The sequence below is a fragment of the Thiospirochaeta perfilievii genome, from assembly GCF_008329945.1.
GTDB classification, from domain to species: domain Bacteria; phylum Spirochaetota; class Spirochaetia; order DSM-2461; family DSM-2461; genus Thiospirochaeta; species Thiospirochaeta perfilievii.
The window spans coordinates 2,132,144-2,144,928 of the sequence record NZ_CP035807.1 but is presented as its reverse complement, the minus strand read 5'-3'; the positions used below and the strand labels follow the sequence as shown (position 1 = coordinate 2,144,928).

Annotated in this window: 8 protein-coding genes and 1 riboswitch; of the genes, 3 read left to right on the top strand and 5 right to left on the bottom strand. The window is 34.5% G+C overall.

Features of this window, described 5'->3' with window-relative positions; genetic code table 11:
• Positions 1-36: 36 nt before the first annotated feature.
• Positions 37-1,119: an amino acid ABC transporter substrate-binding protein gene (locus EW093_RS09760; protein ID WP_149568222.1), complete on the bottom strand. Its 1,083-nt coding sequence runs from the start codon at positions 1,117-1,119 to the stop codon at positions 37-39.
• 344 nt (positions 1,120-1,463) lie between these two features.
• Between EW093_RS09760 and EW093_RS09755 the strand changes: the two genes are divergently transcribed.
• Entirely contained in the window at positions 1,464-1,973 is a 510-nt protein-coding gene (locus tag EW093_RS09755; RefSeq protein WP_149568221.1) for a uridine kinase family protein, read from the top strand.
• On the opposite strand, the gene pbpC is transcribed toward EW093_RS09755, so the two are convergent.
• Both pbpC and EW093_RS09745 read right to left on the bottom strand, forming a co-directional pair.
• Positions 1,968-4,157: a penicillin-binding protein 1C gene (gene pbpC, locus EW093_RS09750; RefSeq protein ID WP_187759664.1), complete on the bottom strand. Its 2,190-nt coding sequence runs from the start codon at positions 4,155-4,157 to the stop codon at positions 1,968-1,970. The two genes, EW093_RS09755 and pbpC, sit on opposite strands and share 6 nt — an antisense overlap.
• Positions 4,144-10,032, bottom strand: a complete 5,889-nt coding sequence (locus EW093_RS09745; RefSeq protein WP_149568219.1) for an alpha-2-macroglobulin family protein — start codon at positions 10,030-10,032, stop codon at positions 4,144-4,146. Before EW093_RS09745 ends, pbpC begins: the two co-directional genes overlap by 14 nt.
• A 138-nt stretch (positions 10,033-10,170) precedes the next feature.
• On the opposite strand from EW093_RS09745, the gene EW093_RS09740 reads away from it, so the two are divergent.
• On the top strand, positions 10,171-10,905 hold the full coding sequence (locus tag EW093_RS09740; protein WP_149568218.1) for a TerB family tellurite resistance protein: 735 nt from the start codon (positions 10,171-10,173) through the stop codon (positions 10,903-10,905).
• Positions 10,906-10,932: 27 nt separating this feature from the next.
• Here EW093_RS09740 and EW093_RS09735 read toward each other — a convergent pair whose 3' ends face one another.
• Positions 10,933-11,622 carry a radical SAM protein gene (locus tag EW093_RS09735; RefSeq protein ID WP_149568217.1) on the bottom strand — a complete coding sequence of 230 codons (690 nt, stop codon included), beginning with the start codon at positions 11,620-11,622 and terminating at the stop codon, positions 10,933-10,935.
• 48 nt (positions 11,623-11,670) lie between these two features.
• Positions 11,671-11,715: riboswitch (PreQ1 riboswitch) on the top strand.
• 3 nt (positions 11,716-11,718) lie between these two features.
• Between EW093_RS09735 and EW093_RS09730 the strand changes: the two genes are divergently transcribed.
• Positions 11,719-12,450 carry a queuosine precursor transporter gene (locus EW093_RS09730; protein ID WP_149568216.1) on the top strand — a complete coding sequence of 244 codons (732 nt, stop codon included), beginning with the start codon at positions 11,719-11,721 and terminating at the stop codon, positions 12,448-12,450.
• Between the two features lie 7 nt (positions 12,451-12,457).
• On the opposite strand, the gene EW093_RS09725 is transcribed toward EW093_RS09730, so the two are convergent.
• Positions 12,458-12,784 (bottom strand): metal-sulfur cluster assembly factor, encoded by a 327-nt coding sequence (locus EW093_RS09725; protein WP_149568215.1) that lies wholly within the window; start codon positions 12,782-12,784, stop codon positions 12,458-12,460.
• Position 12,785 lies beyond the last annotated feature (1 nt).

Sequence of the window (12,785 nt, the reverse complement as noted above, 5' to 3'; positions counted from 1 at the left end):
ACCTCTATCTACTAGAGGTGTTAACCTGTGGTAGAGTTATCTAATAGGGATACCGTACTGTAACCCACCATCATTCCATAGAGCATTTAATCCTCTATCAATTTTTAATGGAGATCCACTACCTAGTGTTCTATCAAAACTCTCTCCATAGTTACCTACTTGCTTGATAATATTATATGCCCAGTCTGCTTCTAGGTTTAATCCTTTATATATTTCACCTTCAACACTTAGAATCCTCTTAACACTAGGATTACTACTTGAAGCTTTCATCTCATCTACATTTTCAGATGTTATTCCATACTCCTCGGCATTAACCATGGCTAGAAGAGTCCACTTTACAATATTAAACCACTCGTCATCTCCCTGTCTTACAACAGGACCTAAAGGTTCCTTAGAAATAACATCAGATAACATAATAAAGTTCTCTGGATTTTTAAATTTAGTTCTTAAAGCGTATAATTGGGACTGGTCACTAGTAACAGCATCAGCCCTTCCAGCTTCCAATGCAGCTGTAGCCTGATCATTTTTTTCAAATGTAATAAGTTCAAAGTCCATACCATTTTTTCTAAAATAGTCAGAGAGGTTTAGTTCTGTTGTTGTTCCAGCTTGGACAGCTATTGTTGCTCCATCCAGATCTGCTAAAGAAGTAATACCAGAATCCTTAGCTACCATAAATCCCTGGCCATCATAGTAGTTTACACCGGCAAAGTTTAAACCTAAACCTGTATCCCTAGATGCTGTCCATGTAGTTACCCGACTTAGAACATCTATCTCACCCGATTGAAGGGCTGTAAATCTCTCTTTAGCACTTAGAGGTCTGCACTCAATAGCTTCAGCATCTCCTAAAACTGCTGCAGCAATAGCCTTACCAAGGTCTACATCGAACCCTTGCCACTTTCCATCACTATCAGGTGCAGAATAACCAGGAACTCCTGCAGTTACACCGACAACAACCTTTCCCCTCTCTTTCACTAATTCAAGGGTTGTTTTTTTAGTAGTTGTTGGAGTTTGTGTTTCCCCAGCACTTTTTTGCTCTTCATTAGAACCACAGGACATTAATAACAATAGACTTATAGCAGAAATAGCTAAAAGTCTCCCTAATAATTTTTTTTTAATCATATTTTACTCCATCAAATTGTTTTATACATAAACTATTGCAAAAACTATACCAACATCTCTTCCTAGGGATTATTAGCATTAGATCTAGATTTGAATAATATTACATAACAAAAATGTATGAAGGAGTTAGTTGTCCTACAAATTTGTACCTTTAATTGTAAAAAACAAAAAATATTGATAGTAATTTTCACTATTTTGACTGATAATAATAAAAAAGTAATAATTGTTTTATAGAGACTGACTTCTAAATATGATAAACTCTTTCTATTCAAAATATTCTGCTTAACATTATAAACAAAAGTTATTTTTAAACTAATTTAATAAATGAGATAGAGGGATTTAAAATGCTTATAGCAATTTCAGGCTTTGGTGGATCAGGGAAATCAACTTATGCCCAAAAGCTATCAATAGAGTTAGGGGCACCAATAATTGGTGTGGATAGCTTTTGTAAGGATACAAAATTAACTAATTATAATTTATGGAATATAATGGATTACAAAAGACTTGAGAAAGAGATTTTGAAGCCTTATTCCAACGGCTTTAAAATTCTAACCTATGGAGTTTTTAGCTGGAACGAAAATAGAATAATAAATAAAACAACAGTCTCTTTTAAGGACTCTATAATTGTAGAAGGGGTTGGGCTATTTAGGCCAGAGTTATTAAAATATTTTACAAAAAAAATATGGATAGATACAAATTTAGAGGAGTCTATAAAACGGGGACAAAAGAGGGATGAAGAAGAGTACGGTTTAGAACCAAACCCAGAGTGGAATAATATCTGGAAACAAAATGACTTAGAGTGTTTTAAGAAATATAAACCCCTGGATATAGCAGATGAAATTATACAGTTATGATACTTTAATATACCTTAATACTATTTTATTTTCAAACCTAAACTCTAACTCCCATTCCCCCTTATCTAAATATATTATTCCCTGATAGGGAAGAGTCCCACTAATAATTTCCTCTCCCTTTCCAATTATATTAAATTTACCCTTACCATTAATCTGAAACTCAACACCTTGAGACCCCTCTGGAATCTCTGGAGAGTAATAAAATTCAGCACCATCCTGGGGGGAAAGAATTGAAACCTCTATATCTGATATCGTTGAAACATTGTCGTAATTATAGATTGATGACCACTGTAAGTACTCTCCTGGAAGGACAACACCACCTCCATCTTTGTGATAGTCACATTTTTTTAAGTTAGATATATCTTTAAAATACTCATAGGTAGTATCAGGACAATTAACTGTTGCTAGTCCTCCGGAAAGAGAACAAATTTTAGCCTTTTCCAAACCATACAATGGCTGAAACTCCTCTTTTGAACTTAACTCATCAAAAAGATCTATTATGATCCTTGCTGGTATAGAACTTCCAGGAGTACCAATAACACTATTACCAGAAAAATTACCCATCCATACTCCACATGCTAAGTCGGGAGTGCCTCCTAGGGCCCATATATTGGTAAATTGGTTTGATGTACCGGTTTTAAAATATGATGGATAGGCTGTATTCAACAGAGTATTACGTCCAAAGCCTAAAACTCGTGCTCTTTTATCAGAAAGAATATCACGAGTTAAAGATGCATATATTGGATCCATAACAGGATAATTCTCCTTAACATCCCCCTTAATCCAGTTTAAATCTTGATAATTACCACTGTTTTTAAAGCTCCTAAATGCTCTTATTAATTCATATAGTGTTACTTCTGCATTACCTACTGCAAGACCTAGACCTAATATATCCTCCTGTCCATTAAGGGAGTTAAAACCTAACTCTTTAAGTCTTTTAATAAATGGATCTACACCTAATCTCTCCAACAGATATACAGCAGGAATATTTAAGGAAGAGGCTAATGCAGTTCTAACTCTAACAGGTCCGTTATATGTTTGACTAAAATTTTCTGGACGGTACACCTCCTCTCGACCAAAGACTGTGGGGATATCTGGTATAATTGTTGCTGGAGTAAATCCACTTTCAAATGCAAGTTCATATAAAAAGGGTTTAAGAGTAGAACCTGGCTGACGCCTTATCTGTACTCCATCTATCTGTCCTTGGGTCTCATTATCAAAAAAATCTTTAGAACCAATATAGGCGACAATATCCCCCTTATAAATTAACAAAACTGCTCCATTAGAGAGTCTATGTTCTAGGGAGTTCTCAATATGCTGATTTAATATATACTGGGCGTCCATCTGAATATCTAAATCAAGGGTTGTAACTATATCTACACCTTCGATATAAGCATCTTCTGTTATACGGTCCATTACAAAGTTAACAAAGTGTGGTGCTTTAATAGGGTTTTTAGGTAGTCTACTTCTAGAATCAATTAAATCTAGAGCTTTATCAAATTTTTCAATAGGGATATCACTATTTCTAATTAAAGCTTCTTTTAAGTTAGATCTATTTTTAATAGGATCGTAAAAACTTGGACTTCTAGGGATAACTGCAAGAATTGAAGCCTCGTAAATAGTTAAATCACTAAATTCCTTTCCGTAGTAGTATTTTGAGGCAGCCCCATATCCCTCAATATTCTTACCAAATGGTATATAAGACAGGTATAAGGACAAAATCTCACTTTTAGAGAGTTTAAGCTCTAGCCGCAGAGCATCAAACATCTCTAGAGCCTTTGATTTTAAGGATTTACTCCTAGGAGTTATAATTCTTGCTAACTGCATACTTATAGTAGATGCTCCAGAGACAACTCTGCCCTCTTTTTTATTTAAGAACAGAGTTTTAAATATGGATATTGGGTTTACACCTAGATGGTAATAAAAATACCTATCCTCGTTAAGTAGTACAATACTCTTTACTTCTTTCGGTATAGAGTATTCCCTAACCCTATACCGAATTAGACCATTATCCAGGGGAGTACTGTATAACTCTCTACCTTTAACATCTTTAATAGATAGAGAGTAGTGGGCTTTTTGTACATCTTCTAGGCCTTTATAAGGTAATAAAAATAGGAAAAGTCCAAGGAGTATTAAAGATCCAAGGAGTATTAAAAACCCTTTCCATACCCTACTTAATAACAAAGAGGGAGCCTCCTGTTCGACCAAAGACCTCAGGCTCAAACAGTAGAGAGGCCTGGGCTGATGGTGTTGGGAATATTCCAGGATTAGTAGCCCTTACTAGGAATGTAATCTCCCTCTTCCCTTCATAAAATGTGTCCCATGTATATGTTAAGTGGTTATCATAGATCTCTTGATCTGGTTCATTTTTCCAATACCACCAATAACCCCAGTAACCCTCTGATTTAAACTGGGTTTCATCACCATATGATGTCTCTCTAGTCCAGACTTCAGAATCTACACCACCCTCAGGTTTATATGCCGAGGTTGTTGCAAAACTTGGGTCAATAATTTCAATACCTGAAGGGACAGGGATATCGAGAGTTAGATACTCCCGTCTTTTACTACTAGATATTACAGTTCTTACCCTATATGTAGTTCCAACAATAACATCCTTAGGTTTTACAACTTCACCATCTAAATTTTCATAGTGTAAAAAGAGACCAATACCCTCATCTCTAGGCAGTGTTACCTCGGAAGGTAGGGCGTAATTAATTTGAGCAGAGTAGTAGATATTACCAGTTCCACTCTTCTCAATCCTAATTGGGAAGAGTTTTCCCCTCTCCATCTCTTTTAGTGGTGATTCAAATAGTGGTAGAGTTACATCTAAAGTTGAGTCAGCTAAGTTGTTGATTCCCTTCTGCTCTACAATGTTCCCATCTAACGTAAGGGCTACGTTCATATCTAAACTATCAATTTGATCATTTTCTGCTATAGCCTTTATTGCAATTAAAGACCACAGGTAGTCTGTATTACTCTTCCACATCCTTGCATTTAATCTATCCCTAAGAGTTGTAACATATCTCTGCATCATATCTGAATTTTCATCTAACTTTAGACCAGCTAGAATAAGGGAACTTATCTGTCTAATTTCACTATCAAAATACCATCTTGTTTCATAGGGTTCATTTATATCGATGGTTCTAGTCCCAGGCCTAACAAACTTTTTAGCCAGTTTCCACGTAGTAAGAGAATCCTCATCCCTTCCCATATCTTTTAATGTGGAAGATAGATAACCTAGGGCTGTTAAACCTATACTCTCCTCTTCTTTTAATAACTTATCAACTAAAGTTGTAACATTTACACCTGCTTGATTTAATATATAAGAAGCAAAGGAGACAGTTGAACTATTTACCCTATCCTTATTTAAGCTATTAAGCAGAGCATTTGCTAACCCATCTTTTAAGCCATTTGGAATTGAACGTTTTGTATCTTGGGCATTTATTATAAACATAAGTGAGATTATATCTAAGTAGATATCCTGCTCAGTCTGCCTTGTATAATATTTTAACCACCCTGATGGCGTCTGGATTCTCTTTAATGTAGATAAAACACTATCAACACTACTAGGATCATAGGTTATATCAAGTTGACTAAGTTTTTTTCCTAAAACTGCATCTGGCATATAGTAGTACAACCTTTCAAATAGAGTTCTATTAAAAGTTTTAAGACTATTTATAGGCCCCTTAATCATACCAAACCTTGAAGCGTACATAGAGATATCATAGGCCCCATAGTTATCAGCAATATCTTCCGGAATAAGAATACCCTCTTCCGAGGCTCCATCTTCAACTTTTCCTGTAGTTGCAAAAGTCTCTTTTATAAGGGGCTTTTCAACATTTATAGGCTCAATGATAACCTCATTTAGAACATCAGACTTAATAGTTGTATTAATTTTATGCTTACCTTCATCCTGTGGTACCATTAAAAATGGAACTTTATATAATGAAAATGCAGGGACGACAACACTCTTTAAACTCTCCCCTGGAAATGTAATACTCTCTGAGTCTAAAGAGACTGTAACACTTTGATCACTATCTGTATTATTTTGCAATATAACATATCCAACTCCTGTGTCCCTAAGTCTCAGTCGTCTTGGGAAAGCGGATCTTACATTTATTGGGTTTTTTACCAATATTTCGTTTTCTGAATACCCTACCCTATTCCCTTCTAATGCAATAACTGTAGTTCTATATGTAGTAAGAGTATCTGGAAGTTTAAAATTAACTTTTGCAATACCGTTAGCATCTGTCTTAATATAAGGCTCAAAGGCTGCTAAAGGATTAAAATCTTCCCTTTTCTCCATTTTAGTTGATCCATCTCCACCTTGTAGGTTGGAAATATCATAACTAACAGGGTCCATTAAATAATTTCTTAAGTCATCACCTGAAGTATACAGAGGAAAGTTGTATGGATTATAAAAGTATTTTAATGGGTTTGGAACATGATAGTTAACAAGATCTACGACCCCTCTATCTACTGCTAAATAGACAAGTTCTGTATTTGCAACAGGTTTCCCATCCTTAGAGACTTTAATATATACTTCTGCATCCTCTCCAGGTCTATAACTAGCCTTAGATGCAGCAACATCTATATCTAATGTCCTTGTAATAGGGGATACATCTAAACTTGTTACTCCAAATAGATTTTTTGGTTTTCCTAAATCTGGAGCAAAGTAGTTCTCCGGAGCCTCTTCCCTATTGGTAAAACTAGTTAAGGCTACATAAACCCTTGGGACATAGCTCTCTTCTATTGGAATTTCAACCATAGTAGTATCTTCATCAAGGTTAATTATAGATTTCTCAATTATACCTTCTCTCTCTACTGTTAAAAGATATTTACCCTCTTTTAATGGGGACTGAACCATTATTTTTGCACTATCATTAACAAAATAGAGATCCTTATCTGGAACAAGACTAATAGTGTCACTATCTCCACCCCAGTAGTACCATCCTCCACCGTAGGAGTAGAATCGAAGATCACTCTGGACAGCTCTACCATTATCATCAGCGCTTTTTATTTTCGCTATATAACTACCAGATGTTTCAGGATTAATATCTATACTAGCTAACCCTTTAGAGTCTGACTTTGTTTTATATGTTCCCACAAGCTCTTCGCTCTTTCTATATGAAACATTAACTCTATCGTAAACACCCTGCTGATAGGATGACTTCCACGAGATCTTATAAAGTTCAATATCAATATCACTGCTCTTTTTATATATTTCACCCTCTGGTGTAACAAGGACAATTCTTAATGGGGTATCCTCTTTAGCTTTAATAAAAGATGACCAATAGGAGCTACTATCATCCCCTAACTTAGCTCCTATATAAAAGGAAGATGGATGAACAACAACAGAGGCAGTATTTGATACCTGTTGATTATCAATATCAGTTACAGTAGTCTCCAATACATATCTATAAGTTCCAACCTGGCTCTCATGCCCTAAAGCTTCCTCCTTTATCTGGGCTTCACCACTACCTGAAAGTCTTCCTTCACCCTGTTCTAGGTTTTTCTCCCCACTATAACTATTTATACCAAAAATATAGGAATCCCATCTCTTCCCTGGAGGGGTAAAGTTTATCATCTTTCTAGTCCAGTAGTAGGAATAACTTGCTCCAGGCATAACTCCCCCTGCAAGATATCCTGCTTTTACAGGGATACTTATAGTATCACCATAATAGAATGTTCTATCTGGTATTTGGGAAGTTACAAAGAAGTTTAATCTTCTAAAATTGGCTATTTGAATCTCAGCTGACCCCCGGTTATTACCGACCCTATAGATAAGGGAGTATTTTCCAGGTTTTATATCCTCGGGAAGTTTAAATGAACCAAATGAACCTCCACTCTTAGTTGTTTTACCAGTTGTTTTATAGATCACCTGGGACTTATATCCCCGGGAAGTTAGGTATATAGAGTACTCCCCTTCGTAGGGCGTAAACTCCCCTAATCTCTGTCTCCAATGGATCCCTCTAAAACTTAACTCTTCTCCTGGTTTATATAACTGCCTATCAGAAAAAAGTAACATTCTATCTAGAGACTCTTCTGCATTCTCTGGGTCTCGCCCACTTACACCATGACGCCAAGGGGTTAAATTATCAAAAACTTCTAACGAGGCCTTGTCCTCCCCACTATCAACATTAACCCAAAAACTAACATCTCTGTAGTTATAGTATGACTTTGCGTACTCATTTGGTCCTAGATTGAATACTGTTAATCCATTTTTATCACTTTTAGCTGTTTTTGTAATAGTCTTATTTCTATTATAAAGTGTAACATCTGCTCCAATAATTGGAGCACCGTTGGATAATGAGTTTGCCCATACAAGAATCATATTATAACCAAATCTAACAGTTATACCTATATCAGTCATTTGAACTAAAAGCTGATCCTTCCTTGTAATTTCCCTATCATTATACCAGTGATAAGTTCCCTCTCCATTAAAGAGAACTGATCCATTCCCCATTCCGTTTACAAAACTCTTTAAGTCGATATATTCAAAATTAGAGTAGTTCTTTTTAGAAACAGATAGATCTACAGCACTCATGTTTGTAGTTGTCTTACTATTAATAATTGAATCAACAGCTTCCACCCCATAACTTAAACTGTCAAGGTTTTGATGCTGTATTATAATTCCTGGATCAAACTGTGACTCTAAATACCCAACCCTTGCAGGGTCAGATGAACCATAGGATTTATCTGGAAATCTAATATAGGATGTCGCTTCAGGAACAACCTCGTTAAGAACCCTCTCTCCTCCAGTTAACTCTTGCCCATATATATCCTTTAGACCCTCTTTTATTGTAACACTGTAACTATCACCAGACTCTAGGGGTAAATTAGTAATATGGATAGTTGAACCATATATAAATACTTTCTCATCTAAGTCCACATCTAACGAAGTTTTAATAAGACTCTTTATATCCTGTTCTTTATCAATAATTTGATTAAATGAAATATATAGTGGGTATCTATTTCCCTTAGGTAGAGATGGAGTGGCATAACTATATGTCGAACTGCCATAGAAAGTAAATTTATCTAAAGTCTCATAAACCTTGCTTTGACTCTCTGTTTTTTGGGGAGTTCCCTTCCTAGGAACAGCCCCCTCTTTTAGTGTTATCATTACAGGATTGTTATTAGTAAATTTAACGCTATTAGGAATTTCTATAACAATTGATCGATCTCCCCTATTTCCCTTATCAAGTGTTCTACTAATCGAGAAATCAACACTGTTTCCCTTTACCTTAACGTCCAATCCATTTTTTATATAGTCTAAATCAACAGGCATGTTAAAACGAACAATAGCTTTATGGGCTAGGTCATAGGGAACATTTGACAACCTACCTAAAACATCAGTATCGTTTACCGGTATTATTAGGTTTACCATTTCTACTTCTTTAGGATAGAAACTATACTCAAAATCCTTTCCAAGAGTCTGCCCTGTTAAAGATTTTATATCCTTTTTTACTACAACTCTATACTCCTTAGAGTAGCCATCAGAATCTGCTAATATTGGTTTTGAAGCTTCAAAGGATAGAAGGTTAGTCCCATACCAGCGATATACACCCTCTAGTGCTGGCTCTATAACAAAATTATCAAAGGAGGTTATAGGCTCTCCTAGTTTAGAAAGAGGGACCATTGGTTTGGAGAAGAGAACATATACAGATGGTTTTTGCATCTCTTCAGGGAGTTTACCTGTAGGACCAAAATCTACAATTTCCAAAGGTTTCCCATCATCTGCAATCTGGAAGGATGAATTATCATGTTCTCCAGGGTTATAATAATTAACAGTTGTAGAACTATAATCAATACTATCCTCTAAAAGAGCACCTTCTGAAGCCTCTGTTTTAATAATATTCTGATTAAAAACTTCCATATCAACAGGAACAAGGGGAACTACTTCACTCTCTTGCTCTTTTACTGGCTCCACTAAATTGGAGCTACTTTCCACAACATTTTTAACCACTTCTTCCTGTTTTACAACAGTATCACTACTATCTTTACTACATGAAAACATTAGAATTAGTAGAAATATAGATAACTTAATTATTTTTTTCATGATATCTCCGTAATATTAGAATATGTAATTGATCTATATAGTGTCAACTAAATTTAAATAAACCTTAATAATCAAATAGTTATAAGGAAAACTTGCCAAATCCACAAAATATTTTTAAATTAAACTTAAGGAGTTTTTATGGGTTGGTATGGAAAAATAGCAGGGGCTACAATAGGTTTTATTATTGGAGGGCCCCTAGGTGCTGCGGGAGGTGCTTTTATAGGGCATAAGTTATTAGATAATGATAATAACTTATCCCACCATGAAGAGGTTCAGGCGAATTATTTTGTTGCCCTATTCTCAATGTTAGGTAAAATGGCTAAGGCAGATGGAATAGTAACATCTGATGAGGTAAGAGCGGTAGAATATGTAATATCCAATAGGTTGCGACTTAATAGTGAACAGAGAAGTTTTGCTATAAAAGTATTTAATGAGGCAAAAGACAGTAGTTATTCATTTGAGAATTTTGCAAATAATTTCTACAAAATTAACTCTAATCAACCTAATCTACTATTTTTTATGTTAAATACTCTTTTTGAAGTGGCAAAAGCAGATGGACAACTTCATGAAAAGGAAGAGGAACTATTAAAATTAGCAAAGAGTATTTTTAAAATATCAGATCATGACTACAACAATTTAAAAACCCAACACTTTCCAAGATTAGAGTCGGAAAAACATTATGCAACACTAAATTGTACACCTAAAGATAGTGATCAAACAATAAAGTCTAGTTACAGAAAGTTAGTACAGGATTTTCACCCAGATAAAATTCAAAACAAGGGACTGCCTGAGGAGTTTAGTCAGTATGCCAAGGTTAAATTCCAAGAGATTCAGGATGCCTACGACTATATTAGAAAGGAGCGAAACTTTTAATGTTTATCCTGCCATATTTTGACAGGATTAATCTCCAACTCCAAAATCAGTATTGACCCAGAGGACATCACATTTTTGTTCACTGTCTAACCACTTATACTCACTCTGAAACCAACTTATAAGCTTATTATCGGGTTTAATATTTGTAGAGTTTTCAACAAAGATATTTATAGTAAAATGATTAAAATTATTTCGGGCTAACTCTATATCATTTATTATCATCTCTTTGCTTTGCCCCTGAATTCCAACCATTAGGCATACAGAATCAAAATACTCTTTTATCTCATCTATATTTTTATAATCAAAACCCTTTAAGAGTATCCTCTCCCTAAAATCTTGATTAAAACTCTCGAGTCCAGTTTTGACAATACATTTTACTCCAAAAAAGTCCCTCATATACTTTACTCTTTTCCTATATATCCAGTGGGCTTCAAAGAAAAGTGTATCAATTTTTTTATCTACTATTATTTCTTTTATATAATTAAGGGTCTTTTGAGATAGTTCAAAAACATTACCAGAGTTTATAACTTCTAAAACCCCATACTCTCCAGTAATATTTGATAAAATATCAAAGTTTATTTTATCATTTAGGTCTTCATCTGTTGAGTTATCCTCAATATAGTCACAAAAACTACACTTACCCCACTTACATGGTTTCCCCTTTAACAAAACAATCTCTCTTTTTATTTTATTAGTTATTCTGCTGTACCTTATCATATCTTGCATTTTACTGTATTTATGTATACATTACAAATCACTGATAAATCAGTCGCAGTTCGTAACCATCCTGCGAAACAAAACTAGGAGTCTATGATGAATAATTTATTAATTTTTCTATTATTTGCACTGTTTAACTTTGCATTAATAGCTTTAGCTTTCCGTTTTTTTGGGAAGAAGGGTATACTTGGATACATAATCCTAAGTGTTATAGCAGCAAATCTACAGGTTAACAAAGGTGTTATTTTCAACTTTGGCCTGTTTGAATTAGAAGCAACATTAGGGAATGTAATGTTTGCAGGTATTTTTCTTGCTACAGACCTTCTAAATGAAAAATACGGATATAAAAATGCTAGAAATGCAGTACATATATCAATATTTGCAAATATTTCATTTATACTAATTATGTTTGTTTCTACACTATTTAAAGGTTTAGACTACAGTTCTGATTACAATAGTGCTCTAGAGCTATTTTTCTCTATAAACGGGGGAACATTCAAAGCTGTATTAGTTGGAAATATTGTATACTTTATAAGTCAGAGTATAGACGTATTTGTCTATGCTAAAATAAAGTCATGGAATAGCTCAACCAAGACCTTGTGGATTAGAAATAATGGTTCTACATTTATTTCCCAACTAGTAGATTCAGTATTAGTTACAATTGGTTTTGCATTAGCTGGAATATTCCCCTTTGATATAATTGGATCAATTATTATAACAACTCTTGTAGTTAAATATATGGCTGCAATAATTGATACTCCATTTTTATATTTAATGAATCTAATACAACCTAAGGATCTTTTGAAAAAAGAGAAAATAGCAGCATAAAGAACTTCTAGTTCATATCAACATTTTCCATCTCAAATATCTCCTGCCCCTCTTGGCTAATTTTACTTCTGTCCCAAGGGGGGTCAAATGTTACTTCTATTTCTACCCTATAGATCTCTTCTATTGTAATTAGGGATCTTCTTATACTATCAAGTATAAAGTCTGCAACAGGACAGTTTGGTGATGTAAATGTCATTAAAATATTGCAGTATAATCCGTTTCTGCAAGCCTCAAAATCTATATTATATATTAACCCTAAGTTATATATATCTACAGGAATCTCTGGGTCGTATATTCTTTTTAACTTAGTAATAACCTCTTCCATTAGTTCCATA